The sequence below is a fragment of the Natranaerofaba carboxydovora genome, assembly GCF_022539405.1.
Lineage (GTDB): Bacteria > Bacillota > Natranaerobiia > Natranaerobiales > Natranaerofabaceae > Natranaerofaba > Natranaerofaba carboxydovora.
On sequence record NZ_CP054394.1, the window covers coordinates 981248 to 1002030 of the forward strand.

The 20783-nt window shown below is 34.9% G+C and carries 21 protein-coding genes; all 21 read left to right on the forward strand.

Annotation, left to right across the window (positions count from 1 at the left end; all coding sequences use genetic code 11):
• The first annotated feature begins 18 nt into the window (after positions 1-18).
• The 21 genes from frr (at position 19) to ACONDI_RS04880 (ending at position 20655) form a co-directional block, all read left to right on the forward strand.
• Entirely contained in the window at positions 19-540 is a 522-nt protein-coding gene (gene frr / locus ACONDI_RS04780) for a ribosome recycling factor (RefSeq protein ID WP_338086481.1), read from the forward strand.
• Positions 541-777, forward strand: coding sequence for a hypothetical protein (locus tag ACONDI_RS04785; RefSeq protein ID WP_241080343.1), 237 nt, complete (start codon positions 541-543; stop codon positions 775-777).
• A gap of 21 nt (positions 778-798) precedes the next feature.
• Positions 799-966 (forward strand): DUF362 domain-containing protein, encoded by a 168-nt coding sequence (locus ACONDI_RS04790; RefSeq protein ID WP_241080344.1) that lies wholly within the window; start codon positions 799-801, stop codon positions 964-966.
• Between the two features lie 55 nt (positions 967-1021).
• Positions 1022-1765, forward strand: coding sequence for an isoprenyl transferase (locus ACONDI_RS04795; RefSeq protein WP_241080345.1), 744 nt, complete (start codon positions 1022-1024; stop codon positions 1763-1765).
• Positions 1766-1785: 20 nt separating this feature from the next.
• Positions 1786-2580 (forward strand): phosphatidate cytidylyltransferase, encoded by a 795-nt coding sequence (locus ACONDI_RS04800; protein WP_241080346.1) that lies wholly within the window; start codon positions 1786-1788, stop codon positions 2578-2580.
• A 33-nt stretch (positions 2581-2613) separates the two neighbouring features.
• Positions 2614-3774, forward strand: coding sequence for a 1-deoxy-D-xylulose-5-phosphate reductoisomerase (locus ACONDI_RS04805; protein ID WP_241080347.1), 1161 nt, complete (start codon positions 2614-2616; stop codon positions 3772-3774).
• 23 nt (positions 3775-3797) lie between these two features.
• Positions 3798-4823, forward strand: a complete 1026-nt coding sequence (gene rseP, locus ACONDI_RS04810) for an RIP metalloprotease RseP (protein WP_241080348.1) — start codon at positions 3798-3800, stop codon at positions 4821-4823.
• Between the two features lies 1 nt (position 4824).
• Positions 4825-5868, forward strand: a complete 1044-nt coding sequence (gene ispG / locus ACONDI_RS04815; protein ID WP_241080349.1) for a flavodoxin-dependent (E)-4-hydroxy-3-methylbut-2-enyl-diphosphate synthase — start codon at positions 4825-4827, stop codon at positions 5866-5868.
• 48 nt (positions 5869-5916) lie between these two features.
• Positions 5917-6558, forward strand: a complete 642-nt coding sequence (locus tag ACONDI_RS04820) for a glycosyltransferase family 2 protein (RefSeq protein ID WP_277397812.1) — start codon at positions 5917-5919, stop codon at positions 6556-6558.
• Positions 6559-6570: 12 nt separating this feature from the next.
• The gene (locus tag ACONDI_RS04825) at positions 6571-10290 is read left to right on the forward strand and encodes a PolC-type DNA polymerase III (RefSeq protein WP_241080350.1); all 3720 of its coding nucleotides are present in this window, start codon (positions 6571-6573) and stop codon (positions 10288-10290) included.
• A 205-nt stretch (positions 10291-10495) separates the two neighbouring features.
• Entirely contained in the window at positions 10496-10963 is a 468-nt protein-coding gene (gene rimP, locus ACONDI_RS04830) for a ribosome maturation factor RimP (RefSeq protein WP_241080351.1), read from the forward strand.
• Positions 10964-10981: 18 nt separating this feature from the next.
• Complete coding sequence (nusA, locus tag ACONDI_RS04835) at positions 10982-12097, forward strand: transcription termination factor NusA (RefSeq protein WP_241080352.1); 1116 nt, start codon at positions 10982-10984, stop codon at positions 12095-12097.
• 37 nt (positions 12098-12134) lie between these two features.
• The gene (rnpM, locus tag ACONDI_RS04840; RefSeq protein ID WP_241080353.1) at positions 12135-12422 is read left to right on the forward strand and encodes an RNase P modulator RnpM; all 288 of its coding nucleotides are present in this window, start codon (positions 12135-12137) and stop codon (positions 12420-12422) included.
• On the forward strand, positions 12419-12745 hold the full coding sequence (locus tag ACONDI_RS04845) for a L7Ae/L30e/S12e/Gadd45 family ribosomal protein (protein WP_241080354.1): 327 nt from the start codon (positions 12419-12421) through the stop codon (positions 12743-12745). The genes rnpM and ACONDI_RS04845 overlap by 4 nt, the downstream gene beginning before the upstream one ends.
• On the forward strand, positions 12732-14747 hold the full coding sequence (gene infB, locus ACONDI_RS04850; protein ID WP_241080355.1) for a translation initiation factor IF-2: 2016 nt from the start codon (positions 12732-12734) through the stop codon (positions 14745-14747). Before ACONDI_RS04845 ends, infB begins: the two co-directional genes overlap by 14 nt.
• 28 nt (positions 14748-14775) lie before the next feature.
• Positions 14776-15162 (forward strand): 30S ribosome-binding factor RbfA, encoded by a 387-nt coding sequence (gene rbfA, locus ACONDI_RS04855; protein ID WP_241080356.1) that lies wholly within the window; start codon positions 14776-14778, stop codon positions 15160-15162.
• Positions 15155-16138, forward strand: a complete 984-nt coding sequence (locus tag ACONDI_RS04860; RefSeq protein ID WP_241080357.1) for a DHH family phosphoesterase — start codon at positions 15155-15157, stop codon at positions 16136-16138. The genes rbfA and ACONDI_RS04860 overlap by 8 nt, the downstream gene beginning before the upstream one ends.
• A gap of 4 nt (positions 16139-16142) precedes the next feature.
• Positions 16143-17033 (forward strand): tRNA pseudouridine(55) synthase TruB, encoded by an 891-nt coding sequence (truB, locus tag ACONDI_RS04865; protein WP_241080358.1) that lies wholly within the window; start codon positions 16143-16145, stop codon positions 17031-17033.
• 27 nt (positions 17034-17060) lie between these two features.
• Positions 17061-17996, forward strand: coding sequence for a bifunctional riboflavin kinase/FAD synthetase (locus ACONDI_RS04870; protein ID WP_241080359.1), 936 nt, complete (start codon positions 17061-17063; stop codon positions 17994-17996).
• A 104-nt stretch (positions 17997-18100) separates the two neighbouring features.
• Entirely contained in the window at positions 18101-18370 is a 270-nt protein-coding gene (gene rpsO / locus ACONDI_RS04875; protein ID WP_241080360.1) for a 30S ribosomal protein S15, read from the forward strand.
• A 143-nt stretch (positions 18371-18513) separates the two neighbouring features.
• Positions 18514-20655 (forward strand): polyribonucleotide nucleotidyltransferase, encoded by a 2142-nt coding sequence (locus ACONDI_RS04880; RefSeq protein WP_241080361.1) that lies wholly within the window; start codon positions 18514-18516, stop codon positions 20653-20655.
• Positions 20656-20783: the final 128 nt, after the last annotated feature.

Genomic DNA, 20783 nt, shown 5'->3' on the forward strand with positions numbered 1-20783 from the left:
AATGATGCAAAGTCAAAAATGGAAAAGGCTGTAGAATCCTTGAAAAACGACCTTAACTCTTTAAGGGCTGGAAGGGCTAATCCTTCTTTGCTTGATGGTCTTACTGTGGATTATTATGGAACGAAAACTCCACTGAATCAACTGGCTAATATATCTGCGCCCGAACCTAGAATGATTCTAATACAACCCTATGACAAAAACGCAATACAGAATATTGAAAAAGCTATACAACAGAGCGACCTTGGTTTAAACCCTAATAATGATGGATCTGTAGTTAGATTGACTATACCTGAACTTACTGAAGAAAGAAGAGAAGAACTAGTTAAATTGGTTAAGCAAAAAGGAGAAGAATGTAAAGTGGCAATTAGAAATATTAGAAGAGATGCAAATGATGCTCTAAAAGAAAAAGAAAAAGGAAAAGAAATATCTGAGGATGAATCAAAAAGGGAACAAGATAAAATACAAAAACTAACTGATGAACATATAAGTACTGTCGATGAAGTATTAAAGGCAAAAAATGAGGAGATAACATCAATTTAAATGATAAATAAGTCAGAGGAAAAGTTAGAAGAACTCGATATACTAGGCTTACCTTTAGATAAAGCGCTAGAATTAATCAAAAATAAATCAATGGACGTTTCATATATTGAAACTAGGACTAATAAAAATGATTTGTTTTCTAGTGATGTTAGTGGTGATTTAGATACAGTAAATTATCGAGTTGTGAAAGTTGAAGAAGTAGATAATCAAATCATATTAACTATAGTGAGAAAATAAGTGTAAAGGGGGTGGAGTTTCGTGGCTTATAAGATCACAGAAGAATGTTTAGCTTGTGGTTCATGCATTGATGTTTGTCCTGAAGAGGCAATAAAAGAAGGTGACGAAATTTTTGAGATCACTGACGATTGCTCAGAATGTGGGTCATGTGTAGATGAGTGCCCGGCTGAGGCTATTATTGAAGAATAAGAATTAATCAGGCCCCCTTTTTTGGGGGGCTATTCTAATCTTTAGAGGTGGGGCAATGGCTGGTGAAAAAGATAAAATTATGGCAAAAATAGATTTAGACAAAGTCCCCGAACATATTGCAATAATTATGGATGGTAATGGAAGGTGGGCCAGAAAAAAAGGTTTACCCCGGATAGCAGGGCACCGCGCTGGGGTTGAGTCTATTCGTGAAGTTATAGAAACTTCATTAGAACTTAACATTAAAGTGATAACACTTTTTGCCTTTTCTACAGAAAACTGGAAAAGACCAAGAAAAGAAGTGAACTTTTTAATGAATTTACCCTTAGAATATTTGAACAAGGAATTGGATAATCTTAAAAAACAAGGTGTGAAAATAAACAAGATAGGCTGCGAGGAAGATATTCCTGAAAAAACTTTAAATGCTGTTAAAAAAGGTATAAAAGAAACTTACAATAATAATAAGCTGATTTTAAATTTTGCCTTAAATTACGGTGGTAGGGCAGAAATAATAAACGCTGTTAAAAGAATAGCTGACAAAGTTGAAAATAAAGAGCTTGACTCTAATAATATAGATGAAAATATATTTAATGAATATTTGTATACAAAAGACTTACCTGATCCTTCTCTGATAATTAGATCTAGCGGTGAAAAAAGAATAAGTAATTTTTTGCTTTGGCAGATGGCTTATAGTGAACTGTGGTTTTCACCTGTATATTGGCCTGACTTTAAAGGGGAACACTTGCTTGAAGCAATTTATGATTACCAAAACAGGGATAGACGTTTTGGAAAAGTTAAGTAAAGTCTTAGGAGGCAATTTAGATGAAAAAACGTATTATATCTGCCATTATAACAATACCTCTCTTGTTGCTTGTTTTTTACCTGGGAGGTATCTGGTTGTTTTTGTTAATTCTTCTAATATCTATAGGTGGTTTTAATGAGTTGGAAGGTATAATAGGTAATTTGGGTAATGGTGAGAGTTCAAAACCGAACAAGTTTATTGGTTATATGGGTATATTTTTGATTTATTTGGCTTTTTTCTATCAAAGTTTTAACTTGTTTATCCTTGCAATAACCGTGGTTTTACTAATTTCTGTTGCATTCAAGTTGGCTTATTTTCCCAGGTCAAAATTTCTAGTGTTTTCAACTACTTTATTTAGTATTTTCTATATCACTTGGACCTTTGGATTTTTAATTTCAATAAGAAATTTACCTAATGGATTTTATTTTGTATTATTTCTTTTATTTGTTATTTGGGCAACTGATACAGGCGCTTACTTTACGGGAATTTCACTTGGGAAAAATAAGCTAGCCCCTGAGGTAAGCCCCAAAAAATCTATTGAGGGTAGTATTGGTGGGCTTATAATTGCCGTTATAGTATCATTAATTATTGGTATGAGTGTGGGGCTATCCTTTGTACTTTCTTTATTGGTTGGAATTATTGTATCTATTCTTTCTCAATTAGGAGATTTGATGCAATCTACTTTAAAAAGAACAGCAAACATAAAAGATTCAGGTAATGTAATACCTGGACATGGAGGTTTATTAGATAGATTTGATAGTTTTCTACTAGCACCTTCTGTTTTTTATGTTATATTAAGACTTATAGAAATATAAAATAATATTAAGTTTGTTTCCAGGGGGATAGTTATGAAAAATATTGGTATATTGGGCTCAACGGGTTCAATTGGCGTTCAAGCCCTGGATGTTATCCGTAATAATAAAGAAAAATTCAATGTAAGAGTATTAGCTACTAACCAAAATATTGATTTATTAGTTAAACAAGCAGAGGAGTTTAAACCTGAGTTATTAGTAGTAGGAAAAGAAGAACTGTTTGATAAACTTGAACATAATACTTCTCATTTAAATTTAAGAGTTGAAAAAGGTGAAGAAGGACTAGAACTTGCATCTAGTTTTACAAATCTAGATTTACTTTTAATTTCTCTAGTAGGTTTTAGTGGGGTGCTACCTACTCTGAATGCAGTTAAAAATAAAATTGATGTGGCTCTAGCTAATAAAGAAGCCCTTGTTGTAGCCGGTAGTCTACTAAAAAAAGCTAGTGAGCTATCTGGTAGTAAAATTATCCCTGTAGATAGTGAACATTCTGCAATATTTCAGTCTTTACTTGGAGAGAATATAAATAAAGTAAAAAGGTTATTTTTGACAGCATCTGGTGGTCCTTTCTTTGGGAAAAATAAGAGCCAGTTAGAAAATGTAGCCCCAGGAGATGCTCTTAAACATCCTAACTGGGATATGGGAAGTAAAATAACTATTGACTCAGCTACTATGATGAACAAAGGGCTAGAAGTTATAGAGGCATACTGGTTATTTGATTTGCCATATGATCAGATTAAAGTCCTTATACATCCTCAGTCAATAGTGCACTCTATGGTTGAATTCGTGGATGGTACATACAAAGCAGAACTTGGAACTGCAGATATGCGAAGGCCGATTCAATTTGCTTTAACCTATCCAGATAGGACAAATAAAGCATTTTCTAGCCTGGATTTAGTCGACAAAAAACTTGAGTTTCATGATCCAGATCTAAAAAACTTTCCCTGCCTGTCCCTTGCTTATGAAGCGGGAACAAGTGGAGGAAGTATGCCCTGTGTTATGAATGCTGTTAATGAGGTTGCTGTAGAATACTTTTTAAAAAATAAGATTAAGTTTCTACATATTCCTGAAATAATTCAAAAGATCATGAATAAACATGAATTAATCGAAACACCATCTATTGAAGAACTTTATGAAATAGATGAATGGAGTAGGGAAAAAGCTATGTTAGAGATTAAGAACCTACCCGTAAGATGACTTTAAACTAAAGGGTGATAATTATGACTTTAACAACAATTGTATATTCAATTATAGTACTTGGGATTTTAATTTTTGTTCATGAGTTCGGACATTTTATAGTAGCAAAACTTAGTGGTGTAAAAGTATTAGAGTTTGCACTTGGTTTTGGGCCTAAGCTAATCGGTTTTAAGAGAGATGAAACTAACTATTCACTTAGAATTATTCCCCTTGGTGGTTTTTGTAGGATGCTTGGAGAGGATCCTGATGAGGCTGGACAGATAGGTAGTTTTACAAATGCTTCACCTCTCAATAGGATAGGGATTATAGCGGCTGGTCCATTGATGAATTTTATACTGGCTGTTTTTCTTTTCTTTATTGTGTATTCTATTATGGGAGTTCCAAATCCTGTGCAAACAGAGATTGGTGAAGTACTGCCAGGAAGTGAGGCAGAAGAAGCAGGCCTAGAACCTGGAGACAAGATAGTATCAGTTAAAAATGAAGAAGTTGAGACCTGGGAAAGTATTGTTCAGTTAATAAATGAAAATCCAGAACAAGAAATAGAACTAACAATAGAAAGAAATGGTGATATTAGAGAGGTTAATGTAGTTCCTGAAGAAGACCCTCAGACGGGAGCTGGTCAGATAGGAATCTCCAATCTGGTTGATGCAGGGATATTTACTGCATTAACGGAAGGTACCAGACAGACTGTTTGGTTTACTGGGATGATTTTGGTAAGTCTAGTCGAAATGGTCACAGGACAAGTAGAGCCTGATGTTGCTGGCCCGGTTGGGATCGTTCATATGATAGGTGAAGTTGCCGAAATGGGTCTTGTGAATCTTGCTACTTTTGCAGCATTTTTGAGCATTAACCTGGGTTTACTAAACCTACTACCTATACCGGCATTAGATGGGAGTAGATTATTATTTATCCTGGTAGAATTTGTTCGTGGGCGTCCTGTTGACCCGGTCAAAGAAGGCTTTGTTCATTTTATAGGTTTTGCTATTTTAATTATGCTTATGATAATAATTGCATATCAAGATTTACTTAGATTGGATGTTTTTGACTAAAATGAGAAAACATAATACATTTCAAATAGATGTTGGCGGTGTAAAAATAGGTGGCAACAACCCTGTATCTATCCAGTCTATGACAAATACCTCTACAAGTGATCCAAAAAAAACCCTTGAGCAAATTGACAAGCTTTATGAAGTAGGTTGTGAGATTGTTAGGGTGGCACTTCCTGTCAAAGAAGACGTTAAATCTTTTGGGCAAATAGTAGAAAAATCACCAATTCCCGTGATTGCTGATATACACTTTGATTATACCTTAGCTATAGAGGCTATCTCTGTTGGTGCCGCCAAAATTCGAATTAATCCTGGTAATATAGGTACAATAGACAAACTAGAAAAGGTTATAAATAAAGCAATATCTTTAGATACCCCAATAAGAGTTGGAATTAACTCTGGTTCTCTAGAAAAAGAGCTTTTAAAAAAGTATGGTGGACCTACCCATGAAGCTTTGGTAGAAAGTGCAGTGAAAAATGTAAATTTGATAAAAGAGATTGGACATGATAAAGTAGTCGTTTCTTTAAAAGCATCAGATGTTTTGACAACTATAAATGCTTATAGGGAGTTTGCAAAACAACTTAATAATCCACTTCATCTTGGAGTGACAGAAGCTGGAACTTTTCTAAAAGGAAGTATAAAAAACGCTATCGGAATTGGCTCTTTGTTAGCAGATGGTATAGGTGATACGTTAAGAGTATCATTAACTGGCTCTCCTGTTGATGAAATAAAAGTGGGGATCTATATCTTACAGTCTCTTGGACTTAAATCAGGTATAAATGTTATATCATGCCCGACCTGTTCTAGGACTGCTATAGATGTAGAAGAATTGGCAAAAATGGTGGAACAAAAATTGTTAGGGATAAAAAAGGATTTAACAATTGCAGTTATGGGATGTAGTGTGAATGGACCCGGGGAAGCAAGAGAGGCAGATATAGGTGTGGCTGGTGGTAAAAATAAAGCTTTGATTTTTAAAAACGGCGAAGTTATAAAAACAGTTCAAAAAGGTGATCTAATAAATGAACTTATTAAAGAATTGAAACAATAAAAAATTATTTTAGCAAAAATATGTATAGCCCCAGGGGGTGGCCAAGACTTGCAAGTTATTGCTATTGTCCCGGCTTATAATGAGGAAAATACGGTAGGTTCGGTGGTAAGTGTATTAAATCAGGCTCCGCTGATCGATGATATAGTTGTGGTAAGCGATGGGTCAACAGACAAAACTGTTGAAGTTGCCATAGAAAATGGTGCCCGTGTGGTTGAATTAAAAGAAAACAAGGGCAAAGGGGGAGCTATGAAAGCAGGGCTTGAGAAGTATCCTGCTGATGTCATTTTATTTTTAGATGCTGATTTAATTGGTTTAACAAGAGAACATGTGGAAAATCTGGTTTTGCCTGTGCTACATAGAGACGCAGATATGACTGTAGGGATATTCGAAAAAGGTAGGTTTGCAACTGACTTAGCACAAAAATTTGCCCCAAATCTTTCAGGTCAAAGAGCAGTTAATAGATGGGTGCTTGAAAATATATCCGATATTGATATGGCTAGGTTTGGAGTAGAGATAGCTTTAAATAGAATGATAGAGAAAAATCAAATTAAAGTTAAAGAAGTATTTCTTGAAAATATGAGCCATGTTATGAAGGAGGAAAAACGGGGGGTTTTGAAAGGGCTCGCCGCAAGAATGAAAATGTACTGGGAAATAATGAAATACTTTACAAAAACCGGGGTAAAAAAATAAGGGGGAAGTAGTTTGCAAGTAAACCCGATCTTATCACCAGAAATTAAAGATAAAATTATAAAATGCGTTGTGTTAGAAAAATCCAGAGTTTTACATTTAGTAGTGGAAACATCAGATTCTAAAATAGAATCTGATTCTAAAATAGAAGATGAAGAAGCATCACCTGAAATATTCAAAGAACTTCAAAAATATAATACAACTTTGACCAATCAAATTCCAGGTCTAACTGGAGTTTATTATATTTTTGTACCAGAAAAATTAAATTTACAATCAGAACTTTTAGAAGATGAGCTTAAAGAAATTATTAAAATAAATAAAAATATTTTTTTAAACTGTGTTAAAGATAAATTTCCTTCCCTATATGGGTGTTTAAAAAATACCGAATGGGATTATTCTGATGGAGTTTTGAAGATAATATTTTTGAGTCCGGTCAACAAAGAAATAGCTGGCAAAAAGAATGCACAAAAATTAATTAATGAGTACTTTTATCCTGTCTTCAGAAAGAATCTAAAAATAAACATGGAAACGAATACCAATAAAGGCCTAGAGAATACAGAGGATAGTCAATATGACTATGAAACAATAGTTATAGAGGAAGAAAAAGAAAAAACAAGTGAACAAAGTAAAAAAGGTAATACTTCACATTCTTCTAATGGAGTTATTCTTGGTAAAAAAATAAACACAGAGGCTACACCTCTTGAAAACGTAATTGAAGAGGACCGTAATCTAGTAGTTGAAGGAAAACTTTTTTCAATGGAAGTTCGAGTTCTAAAAAGTAAAAGGCAGTTAGTTATATTCTATATCACAGATTATAAGGATTCTATAACGGTTAAGTTTTTCATGGGTGAAAAAGATACTTTATCAGATGATTTAAAAGAAGGAGTTTGGGTAAAAGTAAAAGGGGATGTAATAACAGATCAGTTTACCCAAGAGTTAACACTTCAAGCTAAAGATATAGTTATAACAGAACCAAAAGATATAAGAATAGACAGTGAAGAAAACAAACGTGTAGAATTACATGCTCATACAAAAATGAGTGCGCTAGACTGTACATGTAGTGCTACTGAATTGATAGAACGAGCTGAAAAATGGGGGCATAAAGCAATAGCCATAACAGATCACGGGGTTGTTCAATCTTTTCCTGAGGCTTACGAAGCTGCTTCAGGGAAAAATGTTAAGGTCATCTATGGAGTAGAGGCGTATCTAGTAGAAGATGAAAAAGATTATAAATCTACCTCATATCATTGTATTATACTGGTAAAAAACAAAGAAGGCCTAGAAAAGCTTTATAAGTTAGTTACAGATTCTCACATTAAGTTTTTCTACAAAAAACCTAGAATCCCCAAAAACAGATTAAAAGAAGTAAGAGAAAATCTTATTATTGGTTCTGCATGTGAAGCTGGTGAGCTAATAAGAACGATGGTAGATTATATAAAGAAGGGCAAGTTAGAAGAAAACTATGACAAAGTTAGAGACATAGCTGATTTTTACGATTTTTTGGAAATCCAACCTCTGTCAAATAATGAATTTTTGGTAAGGGAAGGTATACTAGAAGAAAAAGAATTACAAGATCTTAATAAAAGAATAGTCCAACTTGCTAAAGAAATGGATAAACCATATTGTGCTAGTGGTGATGTACACTTTTTAGAACCCTGGGATGAGATATATAGAAAGATTTTGATGGCAGGACAAGGATTTTCGGATATTACACAACCTCCGTTGTATTTTAAAACAACGACAGAGATGTTAGATGAGTTTTCGTATTTAGGAGAAGAGGATGCTTACGAAGCAGTTATTACTAACCCAAATAAATTATCTTCTATGGTTGAAGATATCAAACCTGTACCTGACGGGCTTTATACCCCGGAAATTGAAGGGGCAGAAGAAAAGGTTAGGGAAATGACTTATGATCATGCTAAAGAATTGTACGGGGACCCCCTTCCTGAAATAATTGAACAGCGGATTGAAGAAGAGTTAAAAAGTATAATTGATCAAGGGTATGCTGTAATATATTATATAAGTCACAAATTAACTAAAAAATCTTTAGAAGACGGTTATCTTGTTGGTTCAAGAGGGTCCGTTGGATCTTCTTTAGTAGCGACATTATGCGAGATTACCGAAGTCAATCCAATGCCTCCCCACTACAGATGTTCCGAGTGCAAATACTCAGAATTTATCCAGGATGGTAGCGTTGGATCAGGTGTGGATCTACCAGATAAAAAATGTCCCGAATGTGGGGATGATTTATCTAAAGATGGTTACGATATACCTTTTGCAGTATTTATGGGCTTTCATGGTGAGAAGGTCCCTGATATTGATCTGAATTTTTCTGGTGAATATCAACCAACAGCTCATGAGTATATTGAAGAACTATTTGGTAAAGATTCAGTATATAGAGCGGGTACAATTGGCACAATAGCTAAAAAGACCGCCTATGGTTTTGTACGTGGATTTTATCAAGATCAGGATAAAATACCAAGACAAGCCGAAATTGATAGACTTGTAGAAGGTTGTACAGGAACTAAGCGTACTACAGGTCAACATCCTGGAGGATTAATGATTGTGCCGCAAAACCTTGATATTCACCAGTTTTGCCCAGTTCAGCATCCTGCGGATAATAAAGATGCCAAAGTGATGACGACTCACTTCGATTACGGGGCAGTAGGTGAAAAGTTATTAAAACTAGACGTATTAGGCCATGATGTTCCTACTATAATTCATATGCTTGAAAGTATGACAGAAGTTAATGCTCTAGAGATACCTTTAGATGACCAGAAAACAATGGAGATTTTTTCGAAAACGGACCCACTCGATGTTAGCCCTGAAGATATTGGTTGTGTAGTAGGGACTCTTGGTATCCCCGAGTTTGGCACTTCTTTTGTACGTCAGATGTTAGAGGATACAAGGCCTGATAGTTTTGCTGAGCTTGTTAGAATTTCAGGGCTTAGTCATGGGACTGATGTTTGGTTAAACAATGCCCAGGACCTTGTTTCTGATGGAATTGCCAAATTAAATGAGGTGATATCAACAAGAGATGATATCATGGTTTATTTGATGTATAAAGGGATGGAACCGGGAACTGCTTTTAATATAATGGAAAAGGTTAGAAAAGCTAAAGGGTTATCTGAGGATCTCCTGCAGGCCATGAAAGATATAGATGTACCTAATTGGTATATTGATTCCTGCTTAAAGATAAAATATTTGTTTCCAAAAGCTCATGCCGTTGCTTACACCATGATGTCTTTTAGGATCGCATATTTTAAAGTATATTATCCTGAAGCTTTTTATGCAGCGTTTTTTACAGTAAAAGCAGAGGATTTTGACTCAGATTTAATAGTTAAAGGTCCAGAAGCAGTTGATAATAGACTTGAGGAAATTAATTCTAAAGGAAATAACGCTACACCTAAAGAGAAGAGTGAAATAGTGGTATTAGAGGTCGCAAAGGAGATGTTTGCTAGAGGTGTTAAAACAACACCGGTAGACCTATATAAATCACATAGCTTTAGATTTCAACTTACTGATGATAAGAAACTTCTCCCGCCTCTTGTAACATTAAAAGGACTTGGTTTATCAGTTGCCGAGCAGCTGGTGGAAAAGAGAGAGAAAATGGAATTTTTGTCTATTGAAGATATGAAAAAAAGATGCAAGGTTCCTAAGACAGCTATAGAGGTCATGAAAGAACATGGCTGCTTGGATGAGCTTCCAGAAAACAATCAGCTCAGCTTGTTCTAAATCTTAACTGCAAAAAATCTATTCACAAAAGTATAGAGTTTTTGGTTCTATTGCACCCTGGTAGCTGTTGTGTTAAAATTACTATGGTAAGCTATAAAGTTATCATTAATTAACCCGGTCAAGGCGAAGAGTGGGATTTTCCCACTCTTTAATCGTATATATGGAATTTAAACAATTTATAGATAGTTGGGAGGTATATTAGAATATGGGTAATAAAAAGAATACAGACACAATTTTGGAAATGCTTGAACCCCATATAAATAACTTAGGCTATGAATTAGTTGAAATAGACTTAATTAAAGAAAGCGGGCAGTGGTATTTACGAGTGTATATCGACCACCAAGGCGGAATTACTCTTGACGATTGTCAAAAAGTCAGTCAAGAACTTGATTGGATTTTGGATGAAAAAGACCCAATACCGCATAGTTATATATTAGAGGTATCTTCACCGGGTGCGGAACGCCCGTTAAAAAAAGAGAAAGATTTCGTAAGATTTACAGGTCGCAAGATACAGGTTAGTACTTATAAACCAATAGATAATCAAAGAAGGTTTAAGGGAGAACTATTAGGTCTAAATGAGGCGAAAGAAATATTATTACAAACTGAAGACAAAGGCGAGATTTCAATTCCAAGGGAAAATATTGCAAAAGCAAATCTCGTTTTGGAGTTTTAGAGAAGGAGGTTGTGGAATATGAATCCTGAATTCATAGGAGCTATAGAGGAACTTGAAAGAGAAAGAGGTATAGATAAGGAAGTTCTTTTTCAGGCTATTGAAGCAGCACTTATATCAGCATATAAAAGAAATTTTGACTCTGCCCAAAACGTCAGAATAGTAATGGAAAGAGAAACAGGTGATATTCAAGTACTTGAACAAAAAGAAGTTGTTGAAGAAGTAAAGAATGAACAGGAAGAAATTAGCCATGAAGATGCAAAACAAATTCGAAGTGATTATGAAATTGGAGATATAGTGGAGCATGAGGTTACTCCGAAAAACTTTGGTAGGATTGCAGCCCAAACTGCCAAACAAGTGGTTATCCAAAGAATTAGAGAAGCCGAGAGAGAGATAGTGTTTGAAGAATATGTACACAGGCAGGATGATGTTATTACAGGAATAATACAGCGAACCGAACAAAATAATGTTATTGTTGACCTTGGTAAAGTTGAGGCTGTCATACCGCCTACAGAACAAATGGAAAGTGATAAATATGATCAGGGTGAGCGGATAAAAGCTTATGTGGTTGAAGTTAAAAAAACTACTAAAGAGCCCTATGTTATGTTATCTAGAACTCATCCGGGCCTTATCAAAAGACTGTTTGAATTAGAAGTTCCAGAAATCTTTCAAGGTGTAGTAGAAGTCAAATCTGTCTCTAGAGAGGCAGGACAAAGATCAAAAATAGCTGTTCATTCCAGGCAGGATGAAGTCGACCCGGTAGGTAGTTGTGTTGGCCCAAAAGGAAGTAGAGTTCAAACTATAGTTAAGGAATTAAATGGCGAAAAAATTGATATAGTAAAATGGTCAGATGACCCAAAAGAGTTGATATCTAATTCTTTAAGCCCCACTAAAGTGATGAAGGTTGACATAGATGAGAAAAATAACTATGCCCGTGTTGTGGTACCTGATGATCAGCTTTCCCTTGCAATTGGGAAAGAAGGCCAAAATGCCAGGCTTGCTGCAAAGCTAACTAATTGGAAAATAGATATTTTGAGTGAATCTAAAGCTTATGAACAGTCCGAAACAGGCAACATAGAAGATGTGCCAAATGATGCATCGCCTGAATATTCCTCAATTGAAGACCCCGATAGTTAATTAGGTTGAGGAATGCTTCGAAAGGAGGCGACTTACTTTGACCAAAAAGAAGAAAAAAACTCCAACTCGTTTGTGTGTAGGATGTCATGAAAAGTATCCTAAAAAAGAACTGATAAGGATAGTAAAAACTCCTGATGAAGAAGTAAAATTAGATGATACAGGTAAAATGAATGGGCGGGGAGTTTATATTTGTAAAAACGAAGATTGTTTAAACGAAGTACTTAAAAAAAATAAATTGCAAAAATCATTAAAAAAAGAGATAAAAGATGAAACTAAGGAAGAAATCAAGAAAAACTACTTTGAACTTATAGGTGAAGGACAATGAATTTGATTGGCCTCATATATAAAGCTAAAAAACTAGAAATTGGGATGGATAATGTTATAGATAGTATTAAAGAAGGAAATTGTTATTTGGTGATTTATGCAGAAGATATAGGTGCTAATTCTTTAAAAAAGATCAAAAAAATTTGTCAAGCTAACGGTATTAAAATAATACAAGGGAAAAATAAAAGAATAATTGGTGAATATTTGGGCAAAAGGCCGGTAGGCCTAATAGGTATTACTGATCCTAACTTTGCATCTAAATTAACTAGATCTATTTCTGAGGAGGGCAACAAAAATGGAGGTGGCGTAGATGGGAAAAATTAGAGTGTATCAACTTGCAAAAGAACTAGGAGTTAATAGTAAAGAACTTGTAAATACTTTATTGGAACTTGATATATCTGTAAAGAACCATATGAGTACTCTAGAAGAGGAAGAAGCTGTAATGGTTAAAGAGCTTTATGATGTAGAGGTTGAAGATAAGACACAAGATAAAGATGATAATGAAGCAGCAGAAGAGAAACCAGGAGATAATAAAGAAGGCAAAGAAGATAAAGACGATGCAGATGAACTAGTAGAAGTTAGTATACCCATTACAGTTGGAGAATTAGCTGAAAAGCTTGAAATCAATTCTTCAGATATTATAACTAAACTAATTAATAAAGGTATGATGGTAACCAAAAATCAAAATCTTGATGAAGATACTCTTGAATTTTTGAAAGAAGATTTTTCTTTTGAGATAAAGCAGGGTAGTGAAGAAGCTGAGGATGAAGATATAGCTCTTCTCGAAGAAGAACCTGTGGGAGAGGCGACAGAACGCCCGCCTGTTATTACTGTTATGGGGCATGTGGATCATGGAAAAACTAAAGTGTTAGACAATATTAGGAAAACGAATGTTCAAGAAAAAGAAGCTGGGGGAATAACTCAGCATATTGGTGCTTATAGAGTGATTTATAATAATAAAACTATAACTTTTCTTGATACACCAGGCCACGAAGCGTTTACAGCTATGAGGGCAAGGGGAGCTGAAGTTACTGATATTGCTATAATTGTTGTAGCTGCTGACGATGGAGTAATGCCTCAAACAGTTGAAGCTATAAACCACGTAAAAGCTGCAGGAGTTCCCATGATAGTGGCTATTAATAAAATAGATAAACATAACTCCAATCCTGACAAAGTCAAACAGGATTTAATGGAGCATGGTCTCGTTCCAGAAGAATGGGGAGGAGATACAATTTGTGTGTCCATAAGTGCTTTAAAAGGAGAAGGTTTAGACGAACTTTTAGAGATGATTGTTCTTGTTGCTGAAATGAATGAGCTAACAGCATATCCAGAGAAAAAGGCCGAAGGTACGGTAATAGAAGCAGAGTTAGATAAAGGTAGGGGGCCTGTAGGAACTGTTCTGGTTAGGGATGGCACATTAAAAATTGGCGATTCATTTGTATGTGGTAATACCTATGGTAGAGTGAGAGCAATGGTTGATGATGAAGGCAAAAAAATAAAAGAAGCTGGTCCTTCAACTCCAGTAGAAATACAAGGTCTTGCAGATGTACCACAAGCAGGAGAAATTTTTAAGGCAGTTAAAAGTGAAAAGCTTGCCAGAAGCATATCTGCGAAAAGACAGGAAAAACAAAGAGAGAAAGATCTTGCCAAAAATCAAAAAGTTTCACTGGATGACCTTTACTCGCAGATTCAAAAAGGTGAAGTAAAAGAGCTGAATATTATTATTAAAGGTGATGTAAGGGGTTCAGTAGAAGCTCTAAGGAAAAGTTTGTTGAACTTAAATGATGAAATGGAAGAAGTGCAGTTAAAGGTGATTCATGGTGGTGTTGGAGCGATAACAGAAAGTGACATTATGCTTGCAAATGCTTCTGGTGCTATCGTGATTGGATTTAATGTAAGGCCAGAACCAAATAGTAAAAAACTAGCTGAAAAAGAAAACATAGACATTCAATTATATACAGTTATTTATGAGGCTATAGAAGATGTTAAATCTGCAATGGCTGGTATGTTAGATCCGGAGTATAAAGAAGAAAGTCTTGGAAGAATAGAAGTAAGAAAAGTATTTAAAGTTTCAGGTATTGGAAATATTGCAGGTTGTTATGTTCTAGAAGGTCTTGTAAATAACGACTCAAATATAAGAGTAGTTAGGGACGGAATAGTGATTCAGGAAGATGAAATTGAAACGCTAAAACGATTCAAAGATGATGTAAAAGAAGTTAAAAAAGGATATGAATGTGGAATACTTTTAAAAAGTTTTAGAGATGTTAAAGAAGGAGATATTTTAGAAGCATACAAATATAAAGAAGTTGCAAGAACACAAGGCTAAAGAAAGAAAAAGAGGATGGTGAGTTTTTATGGATTCATCCAGAAAAAATAGAATGCAAGAAGAAGTAAAAAAAACAGTGAGTGAGATAGTTCAAAAAGAAGCTAAAGATCCAGATATTGGTTTTGTAACAATAACTAATGTAGACCTTTCAGGTGATCTTAGACATGCGAAAGTTTATGTAAGTGTTTATGGTGATGAAGAGCAGCGTCAAAAAACTTTAGATGCTCTTGAAAGGGCAACCGGTTTTGTAAGAAGTGAACTTGGAAACAGAATGAGATTTAAACATGTACCGGAATTAATTTTTAAATTTGATGCTTCTATAGAGCATGGTGATAATATTAATAAAATTTTGCGAGAACTTGATCTGGGAAAAGATGATAGGGAAACCGATGAAGAGGCTGATAAAGATGAGTAAATCAGATGTTATATCGAAATTAAATGAGTTAGAAAAATTTGTGATCACATGTCATGTTAGTGCGGATGGTGATGCTATAGGCTCCGCAAATGGTCTCGGGTTATTATTAGAAAAACTAGGCAAAGAAGTTTTGATAATATATCCTGAAGAAATACCTGAAAAGTATAAATTCTTGCCCAAACCTGAAAATATAGAGATATTTGAAGAAAGCCAAAACAAAACAAAAAAGACCCAGGCACTAATAACTCTGGACTCAAGTGATAGAGATCGCGTTGAATTTGTTGCAGGTCAGGTGGATTATGATGTGTTGATAAATATAGATCATCATCCAACTAATACCATGTTTGGGCAGCTAAACTTGGTTGAACCTGATAAAGCTGCTACCTGTCAAGTTATTTTTGATCTGCTTGAGTCTTCAAAAGATAAATTGGATATAGATTTGGATAAAGATATAGCTACCAGCTTATATGCTGGAATACTCACAGATACTGGTTGCTTTAAGTTTGAAAATGCTGACCAAAAAGCTTTTGAAGCTGCAACCAGGCTCATAAGTTATGGTGTTGAGACACATGTGGTAGCCAGAGAAATATATGAATCCATGTCGGTTAAAACTTTTTATTTCATTAGAGATTTACTTAATACTTTGAAGATAAGCGAAGATAACAAAATTTCCTGGCTTTCCTGCAGTAAAGATTTATTAGATAAATATGAAGCAGGAAGTGATGAACTTGAGGGAGTCATAAATTTTCCTAAAAGTTTAAAGCCTGTTGAATTTGCAGTCCTTTTTAAAGAAACAGAAGAAGGCTACACTAAAGTGGGAATGCGTTCTAACAGATATGATGTTGGGAAAATAGCCAGTGAATATCAAGGTGGAGGTCACAAAAGAGCCGCAGGTTGTCTCTTAAAACTTTCGTTAGGTGAAGCTAGAGATGAAATCATAGATCGCTTGAAAAGAGAACTAAAAGGGGGAAATTAGGAAATTGAAAGGGATATTAAATCTTTTAAAACCCCCGGGGTCAACTTCTCATGACATGGTAGACCAGGTGAGAAAAAAATTACAGATTAAAAAAATTGGACATACAGGGACATTAGACCCAGGAGCCTGTGGGGTTCTTCCCCTTATTATTGGCAAGGCAACAAAAATTAGTGATTATATTATTAGCCAGGATAAAGAATATATTTTCGAATTAACCCTTGGGGTTAGTACCGATACTCTAGATGGTGAGGGAAATATACTAGAAGAAGTACCAGTTACAGAAAAGAATGAAAAACAGCTCCTTGATGGGTACCAAAAATTAATCGGATCAATGAAACAAGTACCTCCAATGTATTCTGCAATCAAAAGAGGTGGCAAAAAACTATATGAACTTGCTAGAAATGGCGAAACCGTAAACCGAGAACCCAGAGATGTAAGTATATATGATCTACAGTTAAAACATACTTATTTACATAAAAATAAGAAAAGGTTTTTATTTAAAGTGAACTGCTCTAAAGGTACATATATTAGAGTTTTGGCTGAGGACTTAGCTAAAATAGCTGGAACTATTGGATATATGTCTTTTCTACTGCGCACAAAGGCAGGCAACTTTACCATAGATAATGCTATAAGATATGAAGAATTTATTGATGCAAGAGATGAAGACTTGTACAATTATATTGTTACTATGGACAAGGCTTTAGTTGAATTTCCAAGGGTTAAATTAAATGAAAAGAAAAGTAGGTTTTTTAGATCAGGAAATGCAGTTGATATAAGTATACCAGATACTATTGAACCTTCTTTATATAGAATTTATGATGAAAATGAAGAATTCCTGGGACTTGGTAGGGAAATCTCACATGGAAAATTAAAACCAGAAAAAGTGCTAGTTTAGTCAGCTAAATTAGAAATAGGTGATATTATGAAAGTGATGAACTATGAAAACTATATTAAAGGAAAATATGAAAAGAAAACTTGGATAGCGCTAGGTAATTTTGATGGAGTTCATGTAGCACATCAACAAATATTGAAAGATGCAGCTGCACATGCTAAAGAATATGGAACTATCCCGACTGTATTATTGTTTGAACCTCATCCCGAAATTTATTTTAAAGATAGAAAAGATTTTTTACTAACAACTTTTGAAGAAAAAATAGAAAAGATAAGACAGTGTGGTATAGAGCTAGCTGTAGTTAAAGATTTTGAAACAGAGTTTGCAAAGAAATCACCTTTGGAGTTTGCTAAATGGATTAAAGAAAGCTTAAATGCAGCTGGAGTATCTATTGGCTATGATTATACTTTTGGTGCTAAAAAACAGGGCAAAGCAGAAGATTTGATGGCTTATGGCAAGTCTTTGAATTTTTGGATATCAACTGTTCCTCCTGTAAAATCAGAAGATCAAATCCCAATTAGCAGCAGCTTATGCCGCGAGCTACTAAAAAACGGTAGACCAGATGAAGCATCTAAGTATTTAAATAGTCCCTATAATATAAGTGGGCCTGTTGTAAAAGGAGACGGCAGGGGCAAGACCCTTGGTTTTCCAACTGCTAATATTGAACCTCCTGCTAATAAACTTTTACCATGTAGGGGAGTATATTTAGTAAAAGTAAGAAAAAATAACGAAAGTCATTGGGGAATATGTAATATAGGTCTAAGGCCTACATTTGACAAAAAGATCGATACGATAGAGATACATCTTTTGGATTTTGATGAAATAATCTATGATTGCAGCCTTACTCTTTACTTTATAGAGTATATTAGACCAGAGAAGTATTTTGAAACCCCTGATGCATTAGCAATACAGATGGAAAAGGACCTAAATGTAGCAAAAGATAAAATATCTAAATCTTTACATTGAAGGTTATCTATGATAAACTTATAACGTCAACCAGGGGCTAGGATCAGCGTTTCTCCGGCGTTGTTCTTGGCTTTTGGCGTTTAAAAAAATAGGAGGTGAAATTTTTGGCTTTACCAACAGAAAAGAAACAAGAAATAATTGAGAAGTACAAGCTGCATGATTCTGATACAGGATCACCAGAAGTACAAATTGCAATCCTAACTGAAAAAATCAACACTCTAAACGAGCATTTGAAGATTCACAAAAAGGATCATCATTCAAGGCGAGGACTACTAAAAATGGTCGGTAAAAGAAGAAAGCTTCTTGACTATCTAAAAAGTTACTCGGTTGACCGTTATGTTGAAATCACCAAAAAACTTGGTTTACGAAAATAATTTAAGTGCAAACTAATTAATAAAAGCGGGGTTTTCCCGCTTTTATTTGAATTTACTATCAAAAAATTGCCCTGGTGCAAAAAGTCTATTTTTTGCATCAGAATCAAAAATTAAGTTACCTAATAAAGGAGGGAAAATAACATATGCCTGAATATAGTATGGAATTGAATGGTAGAAAACTTCTGTTAGAAACAGGAAAGTTTGCCAAACAGGCTAATGGGGCTGTAACTGTTAGATATGGAAATACAGTAGTACTTGTTACTGCTACAGCTTCTGATGAACCACGAGAGGGAATAGATTTTTTCCCATTGACAGTAGATTATGAAGAAAGGCTTTATGCTGTGGGAAAGATTCCGGGAGGATTCATCAAGCGCGAAGGTAGACCTACAGATAAAGCAACTTTGGCAGCAAGATTAACAGATCGTCCTTTAAGGCCTCTTTTTCCAGATGGTTTTAGGAATGCGGTTCATATAGTTGTTACTGTACTTAGCGTAGACCAGGACTGCTCGCCAGAAATTGCTGGTATCATAGGGGCCTCTGCAGCCTTAACGATATCTGACATACCATTTCATGGACCTATTGCTGCAGTAAATGTAGGAAAAGATGAAAATGGACTTGTGATAAACCCACCATATGATGAAGAGGAAGAACATGACCTAGACCTGGTTGTTGCAGGGACTAAAGATGCCATAATGATGGTTGAAGCTGGTGCTAATGAAATCCCGAAGAATGAGATGATAGAAGCTATAATGACAGGCCATGAAGCCATAAAAAAAATAATTGAACTTCAAGTAGAGATGGCTAAAGATAACGCAGTAGAAAAGATGGAAGTTTATTTAGAACAACCAGAGGAAGAGCTGGTTAACAAAATTAACGAGTTTTGTTTGGATAGGATAAAAGAATCCTTAAATATAGTAGACAAAAAAGAAAGAGAAACAGCTGTAGATAAGGTTAAAGACGAAGTAATGGAGCATTTTATAGAAGAAGATTCTCCTTCTGAACATAGCAACAAGGTTAAAATGGCTTTTGAAAAGATTTTAAAGAACGAGATGCGAAGAATGATCATTCAGGAGAACTTGAGAGTAGATGGAAGACGCCAGGATGAGATAAGAGAGATTTCGTGTGAAGTTGACTTATTACCTAACACCCATGGATCAGGACTTTTCACCCGTGGGCAAACCCAGGTACTAGATGTTTGTACACTAGGAGCATTAGGTGATATGCAGATGCTAGATGGGCTTGACTTGGAAGAGTCTAAGAGATATATGCATCACTATAACTTTCCGCCCTTTAGTGTAGGCGAAGCAGGCTTTATGCGCGGCCCTAGTAGAAGAGAAATTGGGCATGGATTTTTGGCTGAGAGAGCTGTGTATCCAATGATCCCATCTCAGGAAAACTTCCCTTATACAATAAGGTTAGTTAGTGAAGTGTTAGAATCTAATGGATCAACATCTATGGGAAGTGTATGTGCAAGCTCATTATCGCTTATGGATGCAGGGGTTCCTATCAAGAGACCTGTATCAGGAATTGCAATGGGTTTAATCAAAGAAGATGATGAGATAGCTATTTTGAGTGATATTCAGGGGATTGAAGACTTTTTAGGAGATATGGACTTTAAGGTTGCTGGTACAGAAGAAGGCATTACCGCTCTTCAGATGGATATCAAGATTGAAGGTATTACCAGAGAAATATTAGAACAGGCGATAAATCGTGGCAGAGAAGGTTATCTTTACATCCTTGAAGAAATGAAAAAGGTTATAGCGGCGCCAAGAGATCAACTATCTCCTCAAGCACCTAGAGTTATAACAAAGCAGATCTCACCTGACAAAATAAGAGACGTAATTGGTCCGGGTGGAAAAATGATTAATAAGATTATAGATGAAACAGGTGTAAAAATCGATATAGAACCTGATGGTAAGGTTTATATCTCGTCTGATGATGCTGAAAGTGCTGAGAAGGCACTTAAAACAATTGATCAGCTAACTAAAGAAGCAAAGCCAGGAGATATCTTCTTAGGCAAGGTTAAAAGAACTGAAAATTACGGAGCCTTCGTAGAAATATTACCAGGTAAAGAAGGGTTAATTCACATTTCAAAACTGGCTGAAGAAAGAGTAAATAAAACTGAAGATATAGTAAAAGTAGGAGATGAAGTTTTGGTCAAAGTGCTTAATATTGATGATAAAGGTAGAATAAATCTTTCTAGAAAAGATGCGATTGAAGAAAAGGATAAAGATATTGACAAAGATAAAAGTAAAGAAAAAGCAAAGTTTAAAAATAAGAGTTAGTAAAAAAACATAAACCCTATGGTTTATGTTTTTTTTTGTCATTTTATTTTTTTCTCATAACTTACTATATATTTAATAATTATACATTAGGGTTTTGTTTTTAATATACAAAAGAAATGAGGTCATAA

What these genes read in the sequence shown, in the direction of transcription:
- frr (WP_338086481.1), top strand. Translation starts at nt 19, where the DNA reads ATGGAAAAGGCTGTAGAATCCTTGAAAAACGACCTTAACTCTTTAAGG.
- ACONDI_RS04785 (WP_241080343.1), top strand. Translation starts at nt 541, where the DNA reads ATGATAAATAAGTCAGAGGAAAAGTTAGAAGAACTCGATATACTAGGC.
- ACONDI_RS04795 (WP_241080345.1), top strand. Translation starts at nt 1,022, where the DNA reads ATGGCTGGTGAAAAAGATAAAATTATGGCAAAAATAGATTTAGACAAA.
- ACONDI_RS04800 (WP_241080346.1), top strand. Translation starts at nt 1,786, where the DNA reads ATGAAAAAACGTATTATATCTGCCATTATAACAATACCTCTCTTGTTG.
- ACONDI_RS04805 (WP_241080347.1), top strand. Translation starts at nt 2,614, where the DNA reads ATGAAAAATATTGGTATATTGGGCTCAACGGGTTCAATTGGCGTTCAA.
- rseP (WP_241080348.1), top strand. Translation starts at nt 3,798, where the DNA reads ATGACTTTAACAACAATTGTATATTCAATTATAGTACTTGGGATTTTA.
- ispG (WP_241080349.1), top strand. Translation starts at nt 4,825, where the DNA reads ATGAGAAAACATAATACATTTCAAATAGATGTTGGCGGTGTAAAAATA.
- rimP (WP_241080351.1), top strand. Translation starts at nt 10,496, where the DNA reads ATGGGTAATAAAAAGAATACAGACACAATTTTGGAAATGCTTGAACCC.
- nusA (WP_241080352.1), top strand. Translation starts at nt 10,982, where the DNA reads ATGAATCCTGAATTCATAGGAGCTATAGAGGAACTTGAAAGAGAAAGA.
- ACONDI_RS04845 (WP_241080354.1), top strand. Translation starts at nt 12,419, where the DNA reads ATGAATTTGATTGGCCTCATATATAAAGCTAAAAAACTAGAAATTGGG.
- infB (WP_241080355.1), top strand. Translation starts at nt 12,732, where the DNA reads ATGGGAAAAATTAGAGTGTATCAACTTGCAAAAGAACTAGGAGTTAAT.
- rbfA (WP_241080356.1), top strand. Translation starts at nt 14,776, where the DNA reads ATGGATTCATCCAGAAAAAATAGAATGCAAGAAGAAGTAAAAAAAACA.
- ACONDI_RS04860 (WP_241080357.1), top strand. Translation starts at nt 15,155, where the DNA reads ATGAGTAAATCAGATGTTATATCGAAATTAAATGAGTTAGAAAAATTT.
- ACONDI_RS04870 (WP_241080359.1), top strand. Translation starts at nt 17,061, where the DNA reads ATGAAAGTGATGAACTATGAAAACTATATTAAAGGAAAATATGAAAAG.
- ACONDI_RS04880 (WP_241080361.1), top strand. Translation starts at nt 18,514, where the DNA reads ATGCCTGAATATAGTATGGAATTGAATGGTAGAAAACTTCTGTTAGAA.